At 70.3% G+C, this 23,893-nt stretch carries 25 protein-coding genes; 4 read left to right on the forward strand and 21 right to left on the reverse strand.

Annotated features, from left to right (window positions below; all coding sequences use genetic code 11):
• Positions 1-6: 6 nt before the first annotated feature.
• Both thiD and DFJ67_RS06410 read right to left on the reverse strand, forming a co-directional pair.
• Positions 7-813 carry a bifunctional hydroxymethylpyrimidine kinase/phosphomethylpyrimidine kinase gene (gene thiD, locus DFJ67_RS06405; protein ID WP_116067041.1) on the reverse strand — a complete coding sequence of 269 codons (807 nt, stop codon included), beginning with the start codon at positions 811-813 and terminating at the stop codon, positions 7-9.
• A gap of 87 nt (positions 814-900) precedes the next feature.
• Positions 901-1,845 (reverse strand): aldo/keto reductase, encoded by a 945-nt coding sequence (locus tag DFJ67_RS06410; protein WP_116067042.1) that lies wholly within the window; start codon positions 1,843-1,845, stop codon positions 901-903.
• A gap of 193 nt (positions 1,846-2,038) precedes the next feature.
• On the opposite strand from DFJ67_RS06410, the gene DFJ67_RS06415 reads away from it, so the two are divergent.
• Both DFJ67_RS06415 and DFJ67_RS06420 read left to right on the forward strand, forming a co-directional pair.
• Positions 2,039-2,992: a glycosyltransferase family 2 protein gene (locus DFJ67_RS06415; protein ID WP_116067043.1), complete on the forward strand. Its 954-nt coding sequence runs from the start codon at positions 2,039-2,041 to the stop codon at positions 2,990-2,992.
• 4 nt (positions 2,993-2,996) lie between these two features.
• Positions 2,997-4,490, forward strand: coding sequence for an ArnT family glycosyltransferase (locus DFJ67_RS06420; protein ID WP_116067044.1), 1,494 nt, complete (start codon positions 2,997-2,999; stop codon positions 4,488-4,490).
• 213 nt (positions 4,491-4,703) lie between these two features.
• Here DFJ67_RS06420 and DFJ67_RS06425 read toward each other — a convergent pair whose 3' ends face one another.
• The 6 genes from DFJ67_RS06425 to DFJ67_RS06450 all read right to left on the reverse strand — a co-directional run bounded on the left by DFJ67_RS06425 (position 4,704) and on the right by DFJ67_RS06450 (position 11,876).
• On the reverse strand, positions 4,704-5,744 hold the full coding sequence (locus tag DFJ67_RS06425) for an IS30 family transposase (RefSeq protein WP_116067045.1): 1,041 nt from the start codon (positions 5,742-5,744) through the stop codon (positions 4,704-4,706).
• An 822-nt stretch (positions 5,745-6,566) separates the two neighbouring features.
• Entirely contained in the window at positions 6,567-7,304 is a 738-nt protein-coding gene (locus tag DFJ67_RS06430; RefSeq protein WP_116067046.1) for a class I SAM-dependent methyltransferase, read from the reverse strand.
• On the reverse strand, positions 7,301-8,443 hold the full coding sequence (locus DFJ67_RS06435) for a glycosyltransferase (protein WP_203783594.1): 1,143 nt from the start codon (positions 8,441-8,443) through the stop codon (positions 7,301-7,303). Before DFJ67_RS06435 ends, DFJ67_RS06430 begins: the two co-directional genes overlap by 4 nt.
• 56 nt (positions 8,444-8,499) lie before the next feature.
• Positions 8,500-9,537 (reverse strand): lysylphosphatidylglycerol synthase transmembrane domain-containing protein, encoded by a 1,038-nt coding sequence (locus tag DFJ67_RS06440; RefSeq protein WP_170215752.1) that lies wholly within the window; start codon positions 9,535-9,537, stop codon positions 8,500-8,502.
• A gap of 19 nt (positions 9,538-9,556) precedes the next feature.
• Complete coding sequence (locus tag DFJ67_RS06445; RefSeq protein ID WP_116067048.1) at positions 9,557-11,236, reverse strand: ABC-F family ATP-binding cassette domain-containing protein; 1,680 nt, start codon at positions 11,234-11,236, stop codon at positions 9,557-9,559.
• A gap of 37 nt (positions 11,237-11,273) precedes the next feature.
• Positions 11,274-11,876 carry a class I SAM-dependent methyltransferase gene (locus DFJ67_RS06450; RefSeq protein ID WP_116075759.1) on the reverse strand — a complete coding sequence of 201 codons (603 nt, stop codon included), beginning with the start codon at positions 11,874-11,876 and terminating at the stop codon, positions 11,274-11,276.
• A gap of 113 nt (positions 11,877-11,989) precedes the next feature.
• Here DFJ67_RS06450 and DFJ67_RS06455 point away from each other — a divergent pair, with 113 nt between their 5' ends.
• Positions 11,990-12,721 (forward strand): hypothetical protein, encoded by a 732-nt coding sequence (locus DFJ67_RS06455; protein ID WP_147315432.1) that lies wholly within the window; start codon positions 11,990-11,992, stop codon positions 12,719-12,721.
• Here the strand turns inward: DFJ67_RS06455 and truA are convergent.
• The 9 genes from truA to DFJ67_RS06500 all read right to left on the reverse strand — a co-directional run bounded on the left by truA (position 12,714) and on the right by DFJ67_RS06500 (position 18,037).
• Positions 12,714-13,529, reverse strand: coding sequence for a tRNA pseudouridine(38-40) synthase TruA (truA, locus tag DFJ67_RS06460; protein ID WP_239097180.1), 816 nt, complete (start codon positions 13,527-13,529; stop codon positions 12,714-12,716). The genes DFJ67_RS06455 and truA overlap by 8 nt on opposite strands.
• Before the next feature lie 67 nt (positions 13,530-13,596).
• Positions 13,597-14,109 (reverse strand): 50S ribosomal protein L17, encoded by a 513-nt coding sequence (rplQ, locus tag DFJ67_RS06465; protein ID WP_116067051.1) that lies wholly within the window; start codon positions 14,107-14,109, stop codon positions 13,597-13,599.
• Between the two features lie 32 nt (positions 14,110-14,141).
• Positions 14,142-15,164, reverse strand: coding sequence for a DNA-directed RNA polymerase subunit alpha (locus tag DFJ67_RS06470; RefSeq protein WP_116067052.1), 1,023 nt, complete (start codon positions 15,162-15,164; stop codon positions 14,142-14,144).
• A gap of 98 nt (positions 15,165-15,262) precedes the next feature.
• Complete coding sequence (gene rpsD / locus DFJ67_RS06475) at positions 15,263-15,889, reverse strand: 30S ribosomal protein S4 (RefSeq protein ID WP_116067053.1); 627 nt, start codon at positions 15,887-15,889, stop codon at positions 15,263-15,265.
• A gap of 14 nt (positions 15,890-15,903) precedes the next feature.
• The gene (gene rpsK, locus DFJ67_RS06480; RefSeq protein ID WP_030329919.1) at positions 15,904-16,311 is read right to left on the reverse strand and encodes a 30S ribosomal protein S11; all 408 of its coding nucleotides are present in this window, start codon (positions 16,309-16,311) and stop codon (positions 15,904-15,906) included.
• Between the two features lie 19 nt (positions 16,312-16,330).
• Positions 16,331-16,711 carry a 30S ribosomal protein S13 gene (gene rpsM / locus DFJ67_RS06485; RefSeq protein ID WP_090787968.1) on the reverse strand — a complete coding sequence of 127 codons (381 nt, stop codon included), beginning with the start codon at positions 16,709-16,711 and terminating at the stop codon, positions 16,331-16,333.
• 156 nt (positions 16,712-16,867) lie between these two features.
• Complete coding sequence (gene rpmJ, locus DFJ67_RS06490; RefSeq protein ID WP_023358216.1) at positions 16,868-16,981, reverse strand: 50S ribosomal protein L36; 114 nt, start codon at positions 16,979-16,981, stop codon at positions 16,868-16,870.
• A gap of 107 nt (positions 16,982-17,088) precedes the next feature.
• Positions 17,089-17,310 carry a translation initiation factor IF-1 gene (gene infA, locus DFJ67_RS06495; RefSeq protein WP_018347787.1) on the reverse strand — a complete coding sequence of 74 codons (222 nt, stop codon included), beginning with the start codon at positions 17,308-17,310 and terminating at the stop codon, positions 17,089-17,091.
• A gap of 202 nt (positions 17,311-17,512) precedes the next feature.
• On the reverse strand, positions 17,513-18,037 hold the full coding sequence (locus tag DFJ67_RS06500) for a DUF1707 SHOCT-like domain-containing protein (RefSeq protein WP_116067054.1): 525 nt from the start codon (positions 18,035-18,037) through the stop codon (positions 17,513-17,515).
• Positions 18,038-18,095: 58 nt separating this feature from the next.
• On the opposite strand from DFJ67_RS06500, the gene DFJ67_RS06505 reads away from it, so the two are divergent.
• Positions 18,096-18,872, forward strand: a complete 777-nt coding sequence (locus DFJ67_RS06505) for a class I SAM-dependent methyltransferase (RefSeq protein WP_170215753.1) — start codon at positions 18,096-18,098, stop codon at positions 18,870-18,872.
• Here the strand turns inward: DFJ67_RS06505 and DFJ67_RS06510 are convergent.
• The 4 genes from DFJ67_RS06510 to secY all read right to left on the reverse strand — a co-directional run bounded on the left by DFJ67_RS06510 (position 18,857) and on the right by secY (position 23,800).
• Positions 18,857-20,833, reverse strand: a complete 1,977-nt coding sequence (locus DFJ67_RS06510) for a S9 family peptidase (protein WP_203783596.1) — start codon at positions 20,831-20,833, stop codon at positions 18,857-18,859. The genes DFJ67_RS06505 and DFJ67_RS06510 overlap by 16 nt on opposite strands.
• 98 nt (positions 20,834-20,931) lie before the next feature.
• Positions 20,932-21,786, reverse strand: a complete 855-nt coding sequence (map, locus tag DFJ67_RS06515; RefSeq protein WP_116067056.1) for a type I methionyl aminopeptidase — start codon at positions 21,784-21,786, stop codon at positions 20,932-20,934.
• Between the two features lie 29 nt (positions 21,787-21,815).
• The gene (locus tag DFJ67_RS06520) at positions 21,816-22,469 is read right to left on the reverse strand and encodes an adenylate kinase (protein WP_116067057.1); all 654 of its coding nucleotides are present in this window, start codon (positions 22,467-22,469) and stop codon (positions 21,816-21,818) included.
• Positions 22,469-23,800 (reverse strand): preprotein translocase subunit SecY, encoded by a 1,332-nt coding sequence (gene secY, locus DFJ67_RS06525; RefSeq protein ID WP_116067058.1) that lies wholly within the window; start codon positions 23,798-23,800, stop codon positions 22,469-22,471. The genes DFJ67_RS06520 and secY overlap by 1 nt, the downstream gene beginning before the upstream one ends.
• Between the last annotated feature and the right edge of the window lie 93 nt (positions 23,801-23,893).

Genomic DNA, 23,893 nt, shown 5'->3' on the forward strand with positions numbered 1-23,893 from the left:
CTCGGCCTAGGCGGAGAAAGCCGCGAAGCTGGGCCAGCCGAAGTGGTTGAGCGGACCGCTGCCGTTGCCCAGCTTCCAGTCGCGCGCGCCGACCAGGCCGCGGGCCACGTATTCCTTCGCCGCGACCAGGGCTTCGAGCACGTCGTCGCCCTGGGCCAGGCGGGCCGTGATCGCCGCCGAGAAGGTGCAACCGGTGCCGCGGCTGTTGCGGGTCTGCACCCGTGGGTAGCGCAGGAAGCGCGCCCCCGCGTCGGTCCAGACCGCGTCGACCGCCTCTTCGCCCGCGACCATGTCGCCGCCGGTCACCACGACGTAGGTCGGGCCGTTGGAGGCGATCTGGGCCGCCGCTCCGGCCATGTCGGCCGGTGTCGAGACCTGCCAGCCGACCAGCGCTGACGCCTCTTCGCGGTTGGGTGTCGCGACCGCCGCGTAGGGCAGCAGCCGCTCCAACGCGGTGATCACACCGCGCCGCCGCCCGGCCGCCGACTCGAGCACCGGGTCGACGACCAGCTTGGGCAACACGCCCGCCCGGGCCTTGGCGGTCACCGCCGCGGCGGCCTCGGCGGTGGCCAGCATGCCGACCTTCACCGCCGCGATCGGCATGTCGTCGAGCACAGCCGAGAGCTGTGCCGAGACCACGTTGCCGGGTAGTTCGAAGACGTCCTGGACGCCTCGGGTGTTCTGTGCGGTCACGGATGTCGCCACGAACGCGCCATAGAGCCGCATCGCCGCGAACACCTTCAGGTCGGCCTGCAACCCGGATCCCCCGCTGGAGTCCGAACCGCCGATCGCGAGCACCGCGAGTGGTGTCATTGGTTCCTCCCGCCTCTCGTACTACACGGGTAGCACGAGAGGCGGGCCGGACGACGGACTAAATCGCACTAACGATCGACAGTGGGGTCACCCCAGGGCGCGCAGCGCCGCGAGATCCTCGGCCGACGGCTGCCAGGCGGCGGCCGCCGCGTTGGCCCGGATCTGGTCGGGCGTCGTCGCACCGGCGATCACCGAGACGACGGCCGGCGCCGCCGCCAGGCCGCCGATGGCGACAGTGAGCATGGACAGGCCGCGCTCGTCCGCGTACTCCTGATAAGCCTCGATGCGATCCCACGGCGCTTCCGCCAGCCGCCGTGCGAACCGCTCCTTGGTCAGCCGGGTGCCCGCGGGCGCCGCCTGGCCGCGCCGGTATTTCCCGGTCAGCAGGCCGCTCTCCAGCGGGAAGAACGGCAGCACGCCCAGCCCGAACTTCTCGCAGGCGGGCACGAGCTCGGCCTCCACACCTCGGTGCAGCAGGCTGTAGTGGTTCTGGGCGCTGATGAACGGCGCCCAACCGCGGGTCTTCGACACCCAGGCCGCGTCGGCGACCTCCCAGGCGGCGAAGTTGGAGCAGCCGATGTAGCGCACCTTCCCCGCGGTCACCAGATCGTCGAGCGCCGACAGGGTCTCCTCGATCGGCGTCGACCGGTCCGGCTCGTGCATCTGGTAGAGGTCGATGTAGTCCGTCTCCAGCCGGCGCAGCGAACCCTCGACCGCCCGCATGATGTAGCGGCGGGCGCCGCGCGCACCCCGGTCCGGGCCGTTGATCCCCGACATCGACATGCCGAACTTGGTCGCCACCACCACGTCGTCGCGGCGGCCCTTGAGCGCCGCGCCGAGGAACCGCTCGGACGCCTCGTGGCGGGGGCCGCCATAGGTGTCGGAGGTGTCGAAGAAATTGATCCCGACCTCCAGCGCGGCATCGACGACATCGTGCGCGCCGTGCGCGTCGATATCGCGGCCGAAGGTGTTGCAACCGACTCCGGCAACGGACACGACCAGTCCCGAATTGCCGAGCCGGCGATAGATCATCGCGCTCACGCCGTACTCCAGAAAAGAAGGGGATGTCACACCGTGCGCCCGTTTCCGCACCGCGGGCGACGGTGTCGGCCGATAGCCCACGCCGCAACGCGTGGCACTATCCTTTGCGCGGGCATTGCTAGAGTCTGACACCTTGTGGCGGCCACCTATTTCGGTCGCCCCCCGATGGGAGCGTGGACCGGAAATGACGGCAACCAACAGGTTCCAGCAGCGGTCCGCCGCAGCGGAGCCAGCCGACGTCGCGGCGCCGGAGCGGCTGGACGTGACGGTCGTGCTGCCGTGCTACAACGAGCAGGATCACGTGCTGCTGGAGATCGAGCGGATCTCCGCCGCCATGGACCGCAGCGGCTACAGCTATGAACTGCTGGCCATCGACGACTGCTCGACCGATAACACCCTCTCCGTCCTGCGCGACGCCGAGCTGCGCTTCCCGAATCTGCGTGTGATGCCGTTCCACCGCAACGGCGGCTCGGGCACGGCACGCCGGATCGGCACCCGGGAGGCGCGCGGCGAAATCGTCGTGTGGACCGACGCCGACATGACCTATCCCAATGAGCGCATCCCCGAGTTGGTGCAGCTCCTGGAGAAAGACCAGAACATCGACCAGGTGGTCGGTGCGCGCACCAGCGAGCAGGGCACCCACAAGCTGCTCCGGGTGCCGGCCAAGTGGGTCATCCGCAAGATCGCCGAGCGGCTCGCCGGCCAGAAGATCCCCGACCTCAACTCGGGCCTGCGGGCGTTCCGCCGCGAGGTGTCACTGCCCTACCTGCGGCTGCTCCCGCCCGGGTTCTCCTGTGTGACGACGATCACGATGGCGTTCCTGCACAACCAGCACGACGTGCGTTACGTCTCGATCGACTACGCGAAGCGCGCCGGCTCGTCGAAGTTCCACTTCGTCCGCGACGCCTACCGCTACATCCTCCAGGTCGTCCGCATGGTGATGTACTTCAACCCACTCAAGGTGCTGATGCCCCCGGCGCTGTGGCTGATCGGCATCGGCATCGTGAAGGTCATCTACGACGTCATCGCCCACCCGGTCCGGGTCGCCAACAACACCGTCATGCTCCTGATGGCCGGGCTGATAATCGCGGCCGTGGCGCTGCTGGCCGACCTCATCGTGCGGTCCCGCGCGGAATAGCGCCATGACCGTCACCGACGTCGCGCCGGCGCAGGCCGCAGAACAGCCACCCCGTCCCACGCCTTCCAAGGAAGACCGCTGGGGCTGGACAGGCGTCGGCGCGATCACCCTCGTGCTGGCCGTCTCCTTCATCCCGCGGCTCAACCTGCCGTTCGGCGACAACCACATGGGCCGGATCATCAGCCGCTATGCGCTGCATCTGGCCAACCTGCACGAAAAGGGCATCGTCGGCTCCGACTTCAGCGCCGACTGGGAGCCCTACAGCAACGCCGCCTACGCGCACCACCCGCCGCTGCTCAACATCCTGACCGCGCTGTTCGGCTCGTTCCCCGGCGACCAGCCCGTAGAGGTGTGGATCGCGCCCTACCTGCTCGCCCTGCTGGTCGTCCCGGCCGGCGCGGCCCTGCTGCGCGGTTTCGGCCTGCGCTGGACGGCCACCCTGCTCGCGGTCGGCCTGATGGCGTCGACGACGTTCTTCTGGGTCTACAGCCCGATCATGTTCGACCTGGGCCCGATCCTGCTGATCTCCGCGGTCGTCGTGGTGCTGCGCCGCAAGGACTACCAGCCGCCCCGCTGGCTGCTGGTGATCGCCTGCATCGCGGCCCTGCTGGCCACGATGGTCTCCTGGCCCGGCATCGGCTTCGCCGGCGCGATGGGCCTATGGCTACTCCTCGGCCGCCGCAAGATCGACCGAGTCGTCCTCTGGGTCGGCGGCGCGATGGTCGTCGGCCTGCTGATCAGCCTGACCTTCATCGTCGGCGTCAGCGGCATCGCCGACCTGACCCACCAGGCCGAGTTCCGCACGCAGGGCGGCACCTTCACCGCCGAACAGTTCGTCCGCCGCCAGGGCCGCAACCTCGACGCCCTGCTGCCGATCTGGTATCTGGTGCTGCTCGGCCTCGGCACCCTGGCCGGCCTGTGGGACAAACGCACCCGCCTCTACATGGCGTTCGCGCTGCTGTTCAACATCTTCTGGACCGTCGGCCTCAACAACGGCGCCTACATCCACGACTACTGGGACTACCCGGTCATGATCCTCGGCCTGGTCGGCATGGGCGTGCTGATCGACCGCGTGATCGCCTTCCTGCCCGGCAAGCTAACCCTGGCCGGTGCGAGCGCGGCCGGCCTGCTCATGGTCGCGTGGCTGGGCTTCATCGTGCTGGGCCGGATCGACCACAACTACGTCGAGACCCCGACCGACGCCGGCACGCTCGTCTCGGAGCACGACCCGGCCCCCAACCAGACGGTCGCCTGGGTAGCCGGCGGCGGCCTGTCCACCCCGCGCTGGTTCGCCTATTACTGGAACATGGCGCCGAAGGGTGTCACGCCCGCGGTGCTCGCCAGCAACGAGGCCAACCCCACCGACCTGGTCCTGATGGACCTCCGCAAGGTCCCCACCTGGCTGCCGAAGACGATCGGCGACCGCGCGGTGGCGGAGGAGGGCCATTACGCCCTGATCCGGATCTCCGACCTGAAGGCCGCCGAGATCACCCCATAGCCGAAATAGCTGAAGCCGCCGCCTCGACCACGTCGGGGCGGCAGCTTTGTTTTGACTCGGGTCCGCGGTGGGCACGACCGTCGCTCCCGCCAGAGACCGCTTCGCTGCCAGATCCGCGCCCGGTCACCGGCCACCCCAACCCGAGGCCCGCGCGCCGGCTCCGAGCGCGGGTTCAGCCGAGATCTAGGTAAATAGATGCTCCGATAGGCGGGGTCAACCAGTGGTTGCAACACCGAGTAGTTGGGCCATCTTCTCACTCGGCTTGGCCCACCCCAGGGTCATCCGGGGTCGGTCGTTGAGCTCGTCAGCGACAGCGTCCAGACCGGCCTGGTCGATGGTGGTGAAGTCGAAGATCCCTTTCGGGAAGTACTGCCGCAGCAGACCATTGGTGTTCTCGTTGCTACCGCGCTGCCAGGGGCTGTGCGGGTCGCAGAAGTAGACCGGGCAACCCGTCGCGACGCTGAACCGGGCGTGTAACGCCATTTCGCTGCCCTGGTCCCAGGTCAACGAGGCCCGGAGCCGTTCCGGGAGCCAGCCCATCGCCGCGGTCAGCCGGGCCACGACATGCTCGGAGACCTTCCCATCCGGCAGGCCGACCAGGATCACAAACCGGGTATGCCGCTCCACCAACGTCGCGATCGCCGACCCACCCGACCCGCGCCGGCGGGTCCCCTCAAGCAGGTCACCCTCCCAATGGCCGGGCACCGCCCGGTCCGCAACCTCCGCCGGACGGGCGGAGATGTTCAACCCCAGCCACGCCCGGTTCGACCGCACCGCCCCACCCGCAACCGGACGCGGCCGACGAGCCGCCCGACCCGACCGCAACGCCATCTGCCGGGTCAGCTCCGCCCGCAGGTTCCCGCGGGCCTGCAGATAGATCGCCTGATAGATCGTCTCGTGAGACACCCACATCTCCGACCGGTTCGGATAGTCGACCCACAGCCGGGCCGCCAACTGCCGCGGCGAGTACCGCCGCCGCAACCCTGCGAGCACCGCGGCCCGCAGCTCGGTGTTGACGACCAGCTTCGCAGGCCGCTTCGGCCGCCGATGCCGCAACCACGCCGCATAATCGGCCACCGACGGCAGATACCGCTGCCCATACCGCTCGAACCGGCCCGCCTCCCGCAAGACCGTCGACGGCGCCCGACCCAACCGACGAGCGATCGAGCGAATCGACTCACGCCCGACCCAACCCGATCTGCTCCCGCTCCGCCATAGACAACCGCGATGCCATACCCACCTCCACCAACACAACGAGGTGGTGTTGCAACCAGCAGTTGACTACGCCATAACGACAACCGATTACCTAGATTCACTGGTGGGGACGCGAGTGCACGTCGTGTCGCGCGACGCCTGCGGCGTGTCACGGCGCAGGCGCGACGGAGCGCGGCGGTGCTGACCGCGGGCCGTCAAAGCGACCCCTGCGAAGCGCAGGATGTGGCAGTCCGCAGGGCTGCCACAAGGTCCTTCCCGCCAGCGGCCGCTTCGCTGCCAGGTCCGCCGTGGCCGGGCCCAAAGACCGCCGACTCAGGCGGTCGCGGCGACCACTCAGAACACGAAGGCCAGGCCGCTGCGGCGACGGCTCAGCCGCGAGCGCCAGGCCCGTCGCGGCAACCGCTCAACCCTCAGCGCCAGGCCATCGCGGCGACACCTCAGCCCCAAAGGCCAGGCATCGCGGCAACACCCCAGCCCCAAAGGCCAGGCATCGCGGCAACACCTCAGCCTCGAAGGCCAGGCCACCGCGACGGCCACTCAGAGCACCCGGGCCAGGCCGCTGCGGCGACACCTCAGCCCTAAGGCCAGGCAGTCCCGGCAACCGCCCAACCCCGAAAACCAAGACGTCCCGGCAACCGCCCAACCCCGACAGCCAGGCCGTCCCGGCAACCGCTCAACCCCGAAGCCAGGCCGTCCCGGGAACCGCCCAACCCCGAAAACCAAGCCGTCCCGGCGACCACTCAACCCCGAAAAGGCCAGGCGGTCGCGGCAACCGCCCAACCCCGAGAAGGCCAGGCCGTCCCGGCAACCGCTCAACCCCGAAGAGGCCAGGCCGGCGCGGCAACCGCGCCGAGATGGACGTCAGGCCGGGCGTTGCGCGACGGCGACCAGGCCTGGGCCCTTACCAGTGCGCATGCGCTGGAGGCCGATGAAGGGTGACACAGCGAGCTTGATCGCGGCGCCAGCCGCGGCGCCGCTCGGCTGGAGGATGCGGCCCGAGCCCGAGGTGCGCTCCTCGGCCGTGTCGCCCTCGGCGGTCTTGCCGCCGGCCAGCCGGTCGCGGACCGAGTCGAGCAGATAGCCCAGCGGCCAGCCGTAGTGGATCATCTTGATGTCGACCGCGCCGGCTTCGGTCAAGCGGGCGGTCAGCCCGGCAGCGTCGTAGCGGCGGTAGTGGCCGACCAGCTCGTCCCACGGGCCGAAGCGGTGCGGCTCCGACGGGACCGACAGCACCAGGTGCCCGCCGGGCTTGACCAGCGGCAGCCAGCCGGCCAGCGCGGCCGCGTCGTCGGCGATGTGCTCGAGGACCTCGAAGGCGCACACCACGTCGTACGTCGAGCCCTCGGGGATCTTGTTGTGGTCGCCGTGGATGACCGTGCCGCCCAGCGGCGTGATCCGGGCCTGCGCGGTCTCGAAGCTCTTGTCGTCGGGCTCCGCCGCCAGGTAGGTGCCCATCCGCGCCAGCCGGGTGCCCATCGCGCCCTGCCCGCAGCCGAGCTCGAGGATGGTCGTCGGGCGCAGGCCGGAAACTACCCGGCTCACGACGTTCCAGCGCAGCGCGGCCCGGGGGGCGAGGGGCGGGGTCTGCGGCGTTGTCATCGGGTCTCCTGCATAGCGGGGGGTATGGGGGACGTGCGGGCGACTTTCGCGCGGATCGGCTCGACAACCGTGGCGGCGGCGAACTCCGCGGCCGCGCGCGCCGCGGCTTTACGCTGGTAGGCCGCGAGCAGCGCCGGGTCGTCGGCGAGCGCACGCAGCGTCGCGGTCAGGGCAGGAGCATCACCCGGGGGTACGAACAGCGCGTCGTCGCCGAGGGTGCGGCGCTGCGGCGCGGTGTCGGAGGTGACGATCGCGCACGCGGCCGCGGCGCCCTGGAAGACCTTGGTCGGCACCACGTTCTGGGCCTTCTCGGTGGTGCCGAAGATGCCGAGCGAGACGTCGTGCGCGGCGACCAGCGCGGGCAATTCGGCGGCGGTGACCCAGTCGACCCAGGTGACCCGGGGGTTTGCGGCGGCGGCCGCGCGGCAGGCGTCGTAGTCCTGGCCCTTGCCGACCATCGTCACTTCGATGCGGTCGTCGGCGGCCAGGTCGGCCAGCGCGGCGCCGAGATATTCGGTGCCGTGCAGCGGCGTGAACAGCCCGACGAAGACCACCTTGAGCGGGCCGTCGGGCCGGGTGGCGGGCCGCGCGGCGCCGGCCGCGAACCACTGCTGGCCCGCGCCGACCAGGGCGACCACCCCGCGCGGCGCGGCGTCGGCGGGCAGCGCCGCCAGGTGCTCGTCGGTGTCGACCACGACCACATCGGCGGAGCGCAGCGCGCCCCGGTCGATCCAGCGCATCAGCTTCGACTTGAGCCCGCCGCCGCCCGCGGTCAGGCTGCGGTCGCGAGCGGTGCCGGCCGCGGAGACCAGGTGGTCGAGCACGATCGGCGTGCGGCTGCGGAACAGCCGGCGGGCCAGGCGCACGTCGAAATGCCCGAGATAGCCGACCAGGACCGCGTCCGCGGCGCCGGCCCGGCGGGACCGCACCGCGAGCAGGGTCCAGCAGCGCGCCAGCAGCCAGGCCAGCTTGGGCAGCCGCCAGGGTTGGCGCAGCATGGCGACGCGTCCCGCCGTGTCGAGCTCGAGCGGGACGTTAACCTCGACCACTTCGTCACCGGCGGCCCGGAGGCCCTCGATCAGGACGCCCACCCGGGGGTGTCGGTGCACGTCGTAGGTTCCGAAAGCGAGCCAACGCACCGCGGTAGCGTAACGGACCCGCGCCGAACCGGACGATCAGGGCAGCGGCGGTGGTGCTATTCGCTCGCGACCGCGGTCGATGCCGCCGGCGTGGGGTCGGGCACCGTGTCGATGTCGGGCGCGTTGACGATCGGCCGCTTACGCTTGCGGTCGGTGAGCAGTGCGATCGCCGGCCAGGCGAGGTCGGCGACGGTCATCAGCAGCCGCGAGACGAGCGCGGCGACCAGCGCGACCGGCTCGCTCACCGAACCGGCCAGGAGCACTACCAGCGCGGTCTCGCGGGGGCCGAGGCCGGCCGGGGCGATCGCCAGCAGGAAGCCGATCGACCAGGCACCGGCGAACGCGGCCACCGAGCGGATGATCAGATCGGAGCCGCCGGCGCCGAAGTCGAGCAGCAGCGCCCACAGGTGTGCGCCGTAGCAGAGCCAGGTGGCGATCGCCCAGAAGACCGCCAGGCCGATCCCCTTGGCCGACAGCGGCTTGGGCATCGCCTCCCGGCGGGCCAGCCGCATGGCCAGCGCCAGCAGCCGGTTGAGCACCGGTGGCAGCAGCACCACGAGGGCGATCGGCACGGTGAACAGCGTCCACCAGTATTTGTGCCAGGCCTCGCCGCCGAGCAGCGGCAGCACCACCGCGGTCAGCAGTAGGCCGGTGCCGAGCGTGATGAACATGGTGATCAGCACAGCGGCGGCCGACGACCGGCCGGGCACCTGGTAGGCCTTGCCGAGCCGCATCTGGGTCAGCACCGGCCAGACCTTGCCGGGCAGGTATTTGCCGAGCTGGCCGACGAAGAAGATCCGCATCGCGCCGGTGAGCGGCACGTGGCTGCCGAAGTCGGCGAGCAGCACCCGCCAGCCCAGGAACGAGCACCAGACCGCGGCCAGGGAGCCGACCAGGGAGAGCGCGATCGCCGATACAGACAGGTCGCCGATCACGCCCTGCACCTCGGACCAGCGCTTGCTCACCGACCAGGCCACGTAGCCGACGAACGCCACCGTGATGACGATCTCGGCAACCCGGCGCAGCACCGACTTGCGCTTCTTCGCCCGGGGCGGCGCTAGGGGCGGCGCCGGGGGCGACGCGGGAGCTGACACACGAGCACGATACCCACTCTTACTCATCGCCCCAGACCGGCTCCGGGGTCTCGGTGACCTCGCCATCGCCGGCGAACCGGATGAACCGGTCGAACGACCTGGTGAACCAGCGGTCGTGGGTGACCGCGATGACGGTGCCCTCGAAGGCCGCCAGGCCCTGCTCCAGCGCCTCGGCCGAGGCCAGGTCGAGGTTGTCGGTCGGCTCGTCGAGCAGCAGCAGCGTGCAGCCGGACAGCTCCAGCAGCACCACCAGGAAGCGGGCCTGCTGGCCGCCGGAGAGGGTGCCGAACTTCTGGTCGCCCTGGCCGGCCAGCTCGTAGCGGCCCAGCACCTTCATCGCCTGGTGCCGGTCCATCCCGGTGCGGTGCTCGTCGCCGCGCCAGAGGATCTCGACCAGAGTGCGCCCCATCAGCTCGGGCCGGTCGTGAGTCTGTGAGAAGTGCCCGGGCCGGACCCGGGCGCCGAGCCGGGCGACGCCGCTGTGCGCGACCGCCGCCAGCTTCTCGCCGCCGTCGACCGGCAGATTGGCCGGGTCGGGGTCGGTGCCGCCGCGGGCCAGCAGCCGCAGGAAGTGTGACTTGCCGGTGCCGTTGGCGCCGAGCACGGCGAGCCGGTCGCCATACCAGAGCTCCAGGTCGAACGGGAAGGTCAGCCCGTCCATCTCCAGCGCCTCGCAGATCACCGCCCGCTTGCCGGTGCGCCCGCCGGCCAGCCGCATCCGGATGTCCTGGTCGCGCGGCGGGGTCGGCGGCGGGCCGGCCTCTTCGAACTTGCGCAGCCGGGTCTGCGCCGCCCGGTAGCGCGATGCCATGTCGGAGTTGTAAGCGGCCTTCTGCTTATACATCAGCATCTGCTCGCGCAGCTTCTGATGTTCTTCCTCCCAGCGCCGGCCGTCTTCCTCGAGCTTCTCGTGCCGGGTCACCCGGGCCTCGTGCCACGACGCGAAGCCGCCCGGATGGATCCAGGCACTGCCGCCCTCGACCGCGACCACCCGGCCGGCGGTCTGTGCGAGCAGCTCGCGGTCGTGGGAGACGTAGAGCACCGACTTGTCGGACTCGCGCAGCCGCGACTCCAGCCAGCGCTTGCCGGGCACGTCGAGGAAGTTGTCGGGCTCGTCGAGCAGCAGCACCTCGTCGGCGCCGCGGAGCAGCAGCTCCAGCGCGACCCGTTTCTGCTGGCCGCCGGAGAGCGTGCGCACCGGCCGGTGCTTGCTCGCTTCCCACGTCTTGCCCAGCACGATCGTCGTGACGGTGTCGAACAGCACCTCTGCGTCATAGCCGCCGGCCTCGCCCCAGGCGGCGAGCGCGTCGGCGTAGGCCACCTGAGCCTTGCCGGCCGCGGTGCTGTATTTGCCGCGTATCTCCGCGGTGTGCATGGCCGCCTCGGCGGTGGTCAGCCGCTCACCCGCGGCCCGCAGCGGCGGCGCGGCGAGCGAGAGCACCAGCTCCTGGAGCGTGGTCTCGTCACCGACCATGCCGATGAACTGGCGCATGACGCCGAGCCCACCGGACCGGGCGACCACCCCGGTGCGCACCGGCAGGTCGCCGGCGATCATCCGCAGCAGAGTGGTCTTGCCGGCGCCGTTGGGCCCGACGAGCGCCACCTTGGCGCCCTCGCCGACCCGGAACGAGACGTCGGCGAACAGCTCACGGCCGTCCGGCAGGACATGCGCCACGCCCGCCACATCGATGTAACCCACGCACGAATGGTGCCCGACGGATGCCGCCGCCGTCGCCTCAATTCCGAGCGACCCGCAGCACCCGGAAGCCCTTCTGGCTGGCGCGCCGTTCGACCTGCCAACCCTCGTCGACCAACCAGCGGTGCAACGAGTCGCCGCCGAGGTGCTTGCCGGCGACCAGCCAGGCCACGCCGTCCGGCGCCAACCGGGGCAGCCAGAGCGCGAGCAGCGCGTGCAACTCGCTCTTGCCGATCCGGATCGGCGGGTTGGACCAGATCTCGTCGAACCGGACGGCCTGGTCGACCTCGTCGGGCGCGCTCACCCGGACGCCGAGCGCCGCGGTGTTGGCCGCCGTCAGCGCGCGGGCCCGGGCGTTCACGTCGACCGCGTACACCGTCGCCCGCGGCGCCACGGTGGCCAGCACGCTCGCGATCGGCCCGTAGCCGCAGCCGAGGTCGAGGAGGTTGCCCGCCGATGCCGGGCCGGGCAGGTCGGCCTTGCGCAGCAGCACGCCGGTGCCCGGGTCGAGCCGGTAGGCGGAGAACACCCCGCCCGTGACGCGAAGGCTGAACTCGTGTCCCCCGGCGGCGAACTCGACGATGCGCTCGGCGCCGGCGGTGGCCGCGTCGGGCTCGGCGGTGAAGTAATGGTCCCCGGTCACGCCCCGCATTCTCGCCCACCGCCAGCGCGGTCACCCGAACGGGCGCCACCCTTTCGGCGGGCCGGCCACGAATCCGCGGTCTGTCGCCATCGCCAGGGCCTAGCGTGGCCGGCGTGCTACTGCGGCGGGTGCTCGCGACCTGGTGGTCACCGACCTGGCGACCGTCCCGGCGCTGGCGGCCGGCCTGGGCGCTGGCGGCGTTCGCGGTGCTCACGCTCGCCGGCTACGGCACCTACCTCGTGTCCGCCGGAGGCCAGCAAGGCGTCGCGGCGGCCGAACAACCCGCGGCCGCGATCGTGCTGCGCGAGCTGACCTCGCGGGCCGACGACCCGCGCCCGCTGACAGCGGCCGAGGTCTTCCCCGGACCGGTGGTGGTCGCCGGGCCGGAGGGCCACACCTACCGGGTGCTCCGGGTGCAGGCGCTGGACCGGTGCGCGGTGGCGGCCGACGGCGGCGTCGTGGTGCTGCTCGAGGCGGCCGGGTGCAGCCAGGTGGTGCGCGCGACGCTGCGCTCCCCCGACGGCTTCTACGTGGTCACCGCGGGTCTGCTCAACCTCGCCGACGCGGCCGGCGCCCAGGCGGTGCACGGCGGCATCAGGTCGGTGCTCGACGCGGGCAACGGTCGGCTGCGCGGCCTGCCCGCGGGCCCCGGCACCGGCGCGCTCGCCCGGGACAAGACGCAACTCGGCTGGCACGTCCGCGGCCATTTCCTGGCGTACGCGGTGATCGCCCGCAGCGACGGCGGCAAGATCTATCCGGAGGACCCGGACGCCCGCCAGATCCTCTCCGACCTGATCGAGCAGTATCTGCACACCCGCGTGCTGGACCGCCGCGCCGCTAGCTAGCCGGCGCCCGCAGGCGGCGGGTCGCCGCGGCCCGCGCGGCCAGCGCACCCGACGACTCCGGATAGCCGACCGCGACCAGCGTCAGCCCGTGCGCCGGCGCCACCGTCACGGCACTGCTGCGCTCCCGGCGGGTGAGCTGCGCAGCCGGCCACGACGTGTCTCGGCGACCGTCGCCGGCGACCAACATCGCACCGACCAGGCTGCGCACCATCGCCTGGCAGAACGCGTCGGCCTGCACCGTCGCCTCCAGCACCCCGGAGGCGTCCCGGCGCCAGTCGAGCCGGGTCACCTCGCGCACCGTGGTGGCGTTCTCCTTGCGCTTGCAGAACGCGGCGAAGTCGTGCTCGCCGTGCAGGCCCACAGCGGCCTCGTTGAGGCGGTCCAGGTCGAGCGTGCGGGGCCAGGCCAGCGTGTCCAGCCGGCGCAGCGGGTTGGCACCCCAGGGCGCGTCAGTGACCCGGTAGACGTAGCGGCGGAACAGCGCCGAGAAGCGGGCGTCGAACTCGGCCGGCGCCTCGGTCAGCGCGGTCACCCGCACGTCACCGGGCAGCAGGCCGGCCAGCCGGCGCAACAGCGTCGGACCGGTCGCCGCCCAGACCGGATCGGGCAGGTCGACGTGCGCGACCTGGCCGGTGGCGTGCACTCCGGCGTCGGTGCGCCCGGCCACGGTCAACCCGGTCGCCACGTCGGCGCCGAGCACCTGTTCCAGGACCGAAACCAACGAGCCGGCGACGGTACGCCGTCCAGGTTGCACCGCCCAGCCGGAGAAGTCGGTGCCGTCGTAGGCGATGTCCAGTCGCGCGCGCACGTCGTACCCCCTGATGAGACGAAGAAGGCGCCCCGCGAAGGGCGCCTTCATCGTCGTGCGGTGCTGCTTAGTTGTCGTCGTCCTTAGCTTCGGTCGTGACCGGAGCCGAAGTCGACGTGGCGGCCGGGGGCTGCTCGTCCTCGCGGGTGAGCGCCTCGACCTTGTCCCGCTGCGCGGCGGCCTTGCGGGCCGCCTTCTTCGCCGGCGCGGCCGGAGCCTCGACCAGCTCTTCGACCAGCTCGATGATCGCCATCGGAGCGTTGTCGCCCTTGCGGGGAACGGTCTTGATGATCCGCGTGTAGCCACCGTTGCGGCTGGCGTAGCGCGGGGCGATCTCGTCGAACAGGGCGAAGACCACGTCCTTGTCCCGGACGACGGTCAGCACCCGGCGCCGGGCGTGCAGGTCACCGCGCTTGGCCTTGGTGATCAGCTGCTCGGCGAGCGGACGCAGGCGCTTGGCCTTCGTCTCCGTCGTGGTGATCTTCCCGTGACGGAACAGCGCGGTGGCCAGGTTGGCCAGCAGCAGCCGTTCGTGCGCCGGGCTACCGCCGAGGCGGGGGCCCTTGGTGGGCGTGGGCATCGTTGGTGCTCCTCAGGTGTCGCAGCGGGGTGTCAGAGCTGCTCGGTCTCGCGGTAGTCGTCGGTGTCGTAGTCAACCTCGCCGAAGGAGTCCACGACGTGCGCGGGGTCGAAGTTGGGCGCCGAGTCCTTCAGGCCCAGACCCATGCCGGCGAGCTTCATCTTGACCTCGTCGATCGACTTCTGACCGAAATTCCTTATATCGAGGAGGTCGGCCTCCGTGCGCCCGATGAGCTCACCGACGGTGTTGATGCCCTCGCGCTTGAGGCAGTTGTAGGAACGGACGGTCAGGTCCAGCTCCTCGATCGGCAGCGCCAGGTCGGCAGCGAGCTGCGCGTCCTGCGGCGACGGGCCGATGTCGATGCCCTCGGCGGTCTCGTCGAGTTCGCGGGCCAGGCCGAAGAGCTCGACCAGGGTGGAGCCGGCGGACGCCAGGGCGGTGCGCGGGCCGATCGACGCCTTGGTCTCGACGTCGATGATCAGCCGGTCGAAGTCGGTGCGCTGCTCGACACGGGTCGCCTCGACCTTGTAGGTGACCTTCAGCACCGGCGAGTAGATCGAGTCGACCGGAATCCGGCCGATCTCGGCACCCGCGCTCTTGTTCTGGTTCGCGGTCACGTAGCCGCGGCCCCGCTCAACGGTCAGCTCCATGTCGAGCCGGCCCTTGCTGTTGAGCGTCGCCAGCTTCAGGTCGGCGTTGTGCACCGAGACGCCGGCCGGGGGCTGGATGTCGCCCGCGGTGACGTCGCCGGGGCCCTGCTTGCGCAGGTACATGCTGACCGGCTCGTCGTGCTCGGAGCTGACGCACAGCTCCTTGACGTTCATGACCAGCTCGACGACGTCTTCCTTGACGCCCGGGATGGTGGTGAACTCGTGCAGCACGCCGTCGACCTTGATGCTGGTGACAGCCGCGCCCGGGATCGAGCTGAGCAGGGTCCGGCGCAGCGAGTTGCCGAGCGTGTAGCCGAAGCCGGGCTCGAGCGGCTCGATGGTGAACCGGGAACGGGTTTCGCTGATCGACTCCTCGGAGAGGGTCGGCCGCTGGGTGATGAGCACTTCGTTTCTTCCTTCGTTCGGGACCGCCCACTATTTGACGGTCGCCTTGATGTGGGGGGTCCCGCACCGCGGAACGGCGCGGGAACCCCCGCGAGCTGCTACTTGGAGTAGAGCTCGACGATCAGCTGCTCCTGGACCTGGGTGTCGATCACCTGGCGGGCCGGGAGGGTGTGCACCAGCACCTTGTGCTGGGTGGGGATGGCCTCGAGCCACGCCGGGACGGTCTTCGAACCCGCCTCGGCCTGCGCGATGATGAAGGGCGTCATGTCCTGCGACTTCTCGCGCACCTGCACGATGTCGTGTTCCTTGACGCGGTAGGACGGGATGTCCACCTTCTTGCCGTTGACCACGAAGTGGCCGTGCTTCACGAGCTGACGAGCGTGGTCACGGGACTTGGCGAGGCCGGCCCGGTAGACCACGTTGTCGAGGCGCGACTCGAGGATCTGGAGCAGGACCTCACCGGTCTTGCCCTTCTTCGAGACGGCTTCCTCGTAGTAACCGCGGAACTGCTTCTCCAGCACGCCGTAAACGCGGCGGGCCTTCTGCTTCTCACGAAGCTGGAGCAGGTATTCGGTCTCCTTGGTGCGGCCGCGGCCGTGCTGTCCGGGCGGGAAAGGCCGGGACTCGAACGGGCACTTCGGACCGTCGCACTTGCTGCCCTTGAGGAACAGCTTCATCTTCTCCCGCCGGCAGCGGCGGCAGTCTGGACCGGTGTAACGAGCCATCTCTCTCTAACCTCTCAGACCCGACGACGCTTCGGAGGACGGCAACCGTTGTGCGGCTGGGGGGTGACGTCGGCGATCTGGCCGACCTCGAGGCCCACGGCCTGCAGCGAACGGATCGCGGTCTCCCGGCCGGAACCGGGACCCTTGACGAAGACGTCGACCTTGCGCATGCCGTGCTCCATCGCGCGGCGCGCGGCGGCCTCGGCGGCGAGCTGCGCGGCGAACGGAGTCGACTTGCGGGAGCCCTTGAACCCAACCTGGCCCGCGGAGGCCCAGGAGATGACCGCACCAGTCGGGTCGGTGATCGACACGATGGTGTTGTTGAACGTGCTCTTGATGTGCGCCTGCCCGTGGGCGACGTTCTTGCGTTCCTTGCGCCGGACCTTCTTTACAGCGGCCCCGGCACGAGCCTTCGGTGGCATAAGTCTTCTGCGCTCCTAATTACTTCTTGCCGGGCTTCTTCTTGCCGGCGACGGTCCGCTTCGGGCCCTTACGGGTGCGCGCGTTGGTGCGCGTGCGCTGCCCGCGGACGGGCAGGCCACGGCGGTGCCGGATGCCCTCGTAGCAGCCGATCTCGACCTTGCGGCGGATGTCAGCGGCGACCTCGCGGCGCAGGTCGCCTTCTACCTTGAAGTTGGCCTCGATGTAGTCGCGGAGCTGCACGAGCTCCTCGTCCGAGAGGTCCTTTGCACGCTTGTCCAGGGAAACGCCGGTAGCGCCAAGGGCTTCCTTGGCGCGGGTCCGACCGACCCCGTAAATGTAGGTGAGCGCGATCTCCATGCGCTTGTCGCGCGGGAGGTCGACGCCGGCTAGACGTGCCATGTGCGGGCGTACTCCTCGGGTGTTCGCGGAGGTCTGTGCCCATCCCGCCCCGCGTGCCCACGCGGGCCCTGGCCTCCGACCAGGGGTGTGCCACGAGTTCGCCTTGCTCCCGCGGCTGGGACGAGCTTGTGAAATTACGGCGATGCCGCCCGGGACCTAGCCCTGGCGCTGCTTGTGGCGCGGGTCGTCACAGATGACCATGACCCGGCCGTGCCGGCGGATAACGCGGCACTTGTTGCAGATTCGCTTGACGCTCGGCTTGACCTTCACGGTTTGCCTTTACTTCCCATCAACGCCCGGCGGCGCCGCATGGCATGCCGGACCGTCGTCACGGACGGGGACTGGTGTCGCTCCCCGGAGCCGTCAGTCAGGACGTGTTACTTGTAGCGGTAGACGATGCGCCCACGGGTCAGGTCGTAAGGCGAGAGTTCCACCACGACCCGGTCCTCGGGCAGGATGCGGATGTAGTGCTGCCGCATCTTGCCACTGATGTGAGCCAGAACCCTGTGGCCGTTGGCGAGCTCCACCCTGAACATGGCGTTCGGCAATGGCTCGATGACTCGACCCTCGATCTCGATGGCCCCGTCTTTTTTCGGCATATCCTCCGCTGTCCTGACGTCGGTGTTCCGGGTCGGTGCACAGAATCTCCCGAGCGAGGGATCACCCAGGCCAGCCGCGGGCCCTGTCGACCGCCGGAAGCGCGTGGCGGGCATGACAGAGCGGACGCTGTGCGCCGAAAGACCATACTACGCGGGGGTACGCATCGACGCCAAACCGGCGCCGACCTGGGTGCGCCAGCGGTCAGTCGTCTTCGTTTTCAGCGTCTTCGGCAGCCCTTTTGTTCCGTTTCCGCTGTTCTTGCCGGGCCCGGTCGGCCGCCCACTTCTGCGGTTCACCGCTGGCCAGCCCGCCGATCGTCGAGACCAGCAGGACCGCGCCCCAGGGACCGGCGACCCAGGCCGGCCAGAAGTAGAGCCACTGCGCCGTCATCAGGCAGATGACCGCCCAGATGGCCACGACGATCGTGACCGTGGCGAAGTAGCTGTCCCAGGTGTGCGACAGCCAGCGCGCGGTGGCGTTGGGGAACCGCCCGTCCGGCCCCGGCACGAGGGCGTCGTTGCGGATGGGAACCATGAGTTGCGCGCCAGCGGTGGGTGGCATGGTGTCCGGGAGGTCGTCGAGGAGCCCGTCCAGGTCGCCGAACGTCTTCGCCGCATAGGTCCGGCTGAGCCGTTCGTCGTATTCGGTGAGGTCGAGGCGGCCCAGTTCGAGGGCTGCGCGGAGTTGGTCGGCCACCTGCTGCCGCTCCGCGTCGCCCGCCCGCATCTGACGCCGGTCCATACAACTGAGGATGCCACCGGTTGGCCAGCTACCGTGCGGGGTCATGAATGTCTCCGCGAATTACGAAACAGATCAGCATCTCAAGACCAGGCAGAGCATCTGGGCGTACGGTGCGGCCGGTCCCCTACCCGCCCGAGTGCTCGACCTGGTCGCGGTTCCGGAGACAGCGCTGGTCGTGGACGTGGGCTGCGGAAACGGCAACTACCTCGGCGAGCTGCGCCGGCGCGGCCATCGCGGCCCGATGCTGGGCCTGGACCTCTCGCCGGGCATGGCCGCCGCCGCGGCGACGGCCTCGGGCGCGTCGACGGCTGTCGCGGACGCCCAGTTCCTTCCCGTCCGCACCGCCGTCGGGCGGCTGACCCTCGCGCCGCACATGCTCTACCACGTCCCGGACATCCCGCTGGCCCTGGCGGAGATCCGGCGCATCACGGCACCCGGCGGGCGCGCCGCCATCGTGCTCAACAGCCTTCAACACACGCACGAGATCGACGCGCTGCTCGCCGCGGTCACGACCGACCTGCTGGGCCGCCCGGTCACCATGGTCTGGGAAGGCAAGCGGTTCCGCAGCGACCGCGCCGACGAGCTGCTGCCGACCGTGTTCGACGACGTCGAGAAGCACGACCTGGGCTGGGTCGCCACGGTCACGTCGGCGGCCGCGGTGCGCGGCTATGTCGAGAGCATCCCGGCGAGCGGGTTTGCCGTGCCCGACGACCGCCGCGCCGAGGTGCTGACCGAGTTCGAACGCCGCGTGGCGGCCCACATCGCCGCCGCCGGCAGCTTCCCGGTGACCAGCGGAGCCGTCGCCTACGTCTGCGGCTGAAGCGCGTCGCGCAGGAAGTCGAGCTCGGCGACCAGGAGGTGGGCGGCGACGTCACCGCCGACCATGTGGCTGCCGGTCGGCACGGGCAGCACCTGGTGCGGCCGGCCGGCGGCCAGCAGCGCCGCGGAGAGCTTGAGCGTGTGTGCGACGTGGACGTTGTCGTCCTGGAGCCCGTGCATCAACAGCAGCGGGCGCCGCAGGTCGGGCGCGTAGCGCAGCAGCGAGTCCCGCTCGTACACGTCGGCGTTGTCGTCGGGGTGCCCGAGGAACCGCTCCTGCCAATGGGTGTCGTAGAGCCACTGGTCGGTGACGGGCGCACCGGCGACCGCCGCGTGGAAGACGTCGGGGCGTTGCAGCACCGCCCGCGCCGCGAGATAGCCGCCATAGGACCAGCCCCGCATGGCCACCCGGGTCAGGTCGAGGTCCGGGTGCCGCCGCGCTGCCGCCGCCAACCCGCTGATCTGGTCTTCCAGCGCCGCCGCACCGAAGTCGAGGTGCACGGTGCGTTCCCAGCGCGGCCCGCGGCCCGGCGTGCCCCGGCCGTCGATGACCACCACCGCGAAACCCTGGTCGGCGAACCACTGCGAGGTGAAGAAGGCCGACTGCGCGGCGAGCACGCGCTGGGCCGCCGGGCCGCCGTAGGGGTCGAGGAGCACCGGCAGCGGGCCGTCGCCGGGGCGGTGGCCGGTCGGCAGCAACACGGCGGTCCACAGCCCGCCGGCCTGGAACAGGTCGACTCGTGGTGTCAGTGGTGGGCGCTCGGCGTGGCTGCGGATCGTGGCCGCCGGTGCGTCGCCCCGGTGGATCGCGATGCGCGTCGCTGGGTCGTCGAGCCCGCGGCTGACCAGAACGGTGGTGCCACCCGAGCGCTGTCCATCGTGGACGCCCGCACCGGTCAACCGGGCCAGCCCGGCCGGCGCGGACCAGGTCCATACGTGCTGCTCGGTCGGCTCGGCCGACGCGCTGAACAGCACCGTGTCTTCGTCGACGCCGAGCACCTCGCGCACCTGGAGCCCGGCCGGCGTGACCGGCTCGCCGCCGATCAGCAGGTGCCGGGTCTCGTCGACGTCGGAGGTCCACACCAGCGCGCCGCCGGCCGTCCGGGTCGGGGTGCCCGGCACCAGGGACACCCAGGCCGCGTCCCGCTGCTCGTGTTCGACCTCACTGGCGCCGCTGTCGGGGTCGACCCGGAGCACGCGTACGCAGGTCTGCGCCCGGTTCTGCACCGCGATGGTCAGGCCGCGGTGGTCCCAGGTCACGCCGGTGAGGTATTCGAAGCCGGTCCGGTCCCAGTCCACCGTGACCCGGCTGCCGGCGAGACCGAGGATGACCAGCCCGACATCGGCGTTGGTCGTGCCCGCCTCCGGGTAGCGCAGCGCGGTCGGCGGCGCAGCCGGATCGGACAGGTCAGCGATCCACCACACCTTCACCCGGCTCTCGTCGACCCGGGCGGCCACCAGCCGCTGGCCGTCGGGCGCCCACCAATAGCCGCGCAGGCGGTGCATCGACTCGCCGGCCACATGCTCGGCCAGCCCGTAGCGGACCTCCGGCGCCTCGGGTGCCGCGAGCGTCCGCCGGCCCGTGCCGTCGGCGCCGACGACGTGCAGGGCACCGGCGCTGACATAGCCGACCAACGCGCCGGTCGGGTCCGGTCGCGGGTCGACCACGCCGCCGCCGGTCGGCAGCGTCCGGACCGCACCGGAAGCGGGCTCGACCACCACGAGTTCGCCGCCGAGCGCCAGCGCCGCGACGGACTGGGCGCCGTCGCAGGCATACCCGGCGACGCCGCCGCCGGCCTCGCGGGCCCGCTCGCGCCGCCGGATCTCGGCTTCCGGCAGCGTGCTCTCGTCGAGCCCGAGGTCGCGCGGGTCGAGCAGCAACCGCTCGGCGTCGCCGGCGACGTCGTAGGCCCAGAGGCAGGAGATCGGGTCGACGCCGGAGTCGCTGCGGGTGAACAGCACCTGCTGCCCGTCGCCGCGGACCTGGAAGCGCGCCGGTGCGCCGAGGGTGAAGCCGCGGCTGCGGGCCCGGGCAACCGGGAAGCCCGACGCCGGCGTGGTCAGGACGGTGCCGAGGTCGACGCCGTGGCGCGCGCGGTGAGCAGGTCGCCGAGCCGGGCCCGGCCGCCGTCGGCGGCGGTGAGCACCCAGGCGCCGTCGGCGAGCAGGGCGATCGAGTGCTCGACGTGTGCGGCGACCGAGTTGTCGCGGGTGATCACGGTCCAGCCGTCGTCGAGCTCGACCGTGCGCGGCGAGCCCATCGTGATCATCGGCTCGATGGCCAGGCAGAGGCCGGGCACGAGCTTGATGCCGCGGCCCGGTCGGCCGTGGTTGAGCACGTGCGGGTCCTGGTGCATCTCGGTGCCGATGCCGTGGCCGCCGTAGCCGTCGACGACGCCGTAGCGGCCGCCGGCGCGGACCGCGGTCTCGACCGCGTGGCCGATGTCGGTCAGCCGGCCGCGGCCGGAGATGGTGCCCCGGGCGGCGGTGGCGATGCCGGCCCACATGGCGTCTTCGGCCACCTCGGCCATCCGCACCAGCTTCGGGTCGACGTCGCCGACCGGGACGGTGATGGCCGCGTCGCCGTGCCAGCCGTCGAGAACGGCACCGCAGTCGATGGAGATGAGGTCGCCGGCCTTGAGGACCTGCTTAGGCGAGGGGATGGCGTGCACGATCTGCTCGTTGACCGAGGAGCAGATCGATCCCGGGTAGCCGTGGTAGCCCTTGAACGACGGGACGCCGCCGGCGTCGCGGATGATGCCCTCGGCGATCGCGTCAAGATCGGCGGTGGTGACGCCCGGCGCAACGGCGGCGCGCATCGCGGCCAGGGCGTTGGCCACGACGAGGCCGGCCCGGCGCATCAGGTCGATCTGCTCAGGTGTCTTCAGCTGAACGTTCAGCTGGTGTCGGCGCATCAATCGAGACTACCTAACGCCCTCGGGCGTCAGCCGCCGTAGGAACGGAGTGCGTCGATCGCCCGGACCGTGACGTCTTCCACCGGCCCGGTCGCGTCGATGCCGACCAGCTTGCCCTGCGCGCCGTAGTAGTCGACCAGCGGCGCGGTCTTCTCGGAGTATTCGACCAGCCGCTTGGCGATCGTCTCGGCCTTGTCGTCGTCGCGCTGGAACAGCTCCGAACCGCAGCGGTCGCAGATGCCCTCACGGGACGTCGCGTCGAACTCGACATGCCAGATCTTGCCGCAGCCGCGGCAGGTCCGGCGGCCGGACAGCCGCCGGATCACCTCGTCGTCGTCGACCACGAGTTCCATCACGAGGTCGAGCGCGGTGCCCAGGTCGGCCAGCAACTTGTCGAGCGCGGCCGCCTGGGGCGTGGTGCGCGGGAAGCCGTCGAGCAGGAAGCCCTCGCCGGCGTCGGGCTCGGCGAGCCGCTCACGCACCATGTTGATGGTCACCTCGTCGGGCACGAGCTTGCCGGCGTCCATGTAACGCCGGGCCTCGACGCCCAACGGGGTGCCCTGGGAAACGTTGGCGCGGAAGATGTCCCCGGTCGAGATCTTGGGCACGGCCAGGTGCGCGGCGATGAACTCGGCCTGCGTCCCCTTTCCCGCGCCCGGAGGACCCACGAGAACAATTCGCACTAGCGGAGGAACCCTTCGTAGTTCCGCTGCATGAGCTGGCTCTCGATCTGCTTAACCGTCTCCAGCCCGACGCCGACCATGATCAGCACCGCCGTGCCGCCGAACGGGAAGTTCATGTATTGCTGACGGTCGAGCCAGATGAAGAAGAAGCTCGGCAGGATCGAGATGATGCCAAGGTAGAGAGCGCCGGGAAGGGTGATCCGGCTCAGGATGAAGTCGAGGTATTCGGCGGTCGGCTTGCCCGGCCGGATGCCGGGCACGAAGCCACCGTACTTCTTCATGTTGTCGGCAACCTCGGTCGGGTTGAACGTGATCGACACGTAGAAGTAGGTGAAGAAGATGATCAGCAAGAAGTAAAGGGTGATGTAGACCCAGCTGGTCGGCGTGACCAGGTTGTTCTGGATCCAGGCCTGCCAGTTGTTGAGGTTGTTGCGGTCGTAGAACTGCAACAGCAGGGCAGGCAGGTAGAGCAGGGACGACGCGAAGATCACGGGGATGACGCCGGCCTGGTTGACCTTGAGCGGTATGTAGGTGGACGTGCCGCCGTACATCCGGCGCCCGATCATCCGCTTCGCATATTGCACCGGAATTCGGCGCTGGGCCTGTTCGATGAAGACCACGAAGAAGATGATGAGCAGCACCAAGGCGATGACCAGGAAGAACTTCCACCAGCCCTGCGCGATCTTGATCTGCCAGCCCTCGCTGGGGAGGCGGGCCATGATCGAGGTGAAGATCAGGACCGACATGCCGTTGCCGACGCCGCGGTCGGTGATCAGCTCGCCCAGCCACATGACCACGCCGGTGCCGGCGGTCATCGTGATGACGAGCGACACCAGGGTGATCCAGCTCGGCAGCCCGGTGCCGTCCGGCACGATCGGGAACTGGTCGCACATGTTGTTGAACAGCTGCCCGGAGCGGGCCAGCGCGACGAACGCCGAGGCCTGGAGGATGCCGAGACCCAGGGTCAGGTAGCGCGTGTATTGCGTGATCTTCGCCTGACCGGCCTGACCCTCCTTGCGTAGCTGCTCCAGTCGCGGGATCACGACGGTCAGCAGCTGCAGGATGATCGACGCTGTGATGTAGGGCATGATGCCCAGCGCGAAGACCGACAGCGACAGCAACGCGCCACCGGAGAACAGGTTGAGCAGGTTGAACACGCCGCCTGCGTTGTTCGTCTGCATCAGGTCCATGCACTTCTGCACGTTTCCGTAGGAAACGCCCGGACTGGGCAAAGTGGCACCCAACCGGTAGACCGCGATGATCGCGACCGTGAACAACAGTTTCTTGCGCAGGTCAGGCGTGCGGAACGCACTGATAAATGCGGAGAGCAACGTCTTCCTCCTGCGCGGGCGGACCGCCGGGGTCGTGGCGGTTCGAGGTGGCTGTCGGTAGTGACTCGACACCCTGTCGGGAACGGACTCTAA

Origin of the sequence: Asanoa ferruginea (assembly GCF_003387075.1) — a bacterium.
In the GTDB taxonomy this organism is placed as follows: domain Bacteria; phylum Actinomycetota; class Actinomycetes; order Mycobacteriales; family Micromonosporaceae; genus Asanoa; species Asanoa ferruginea.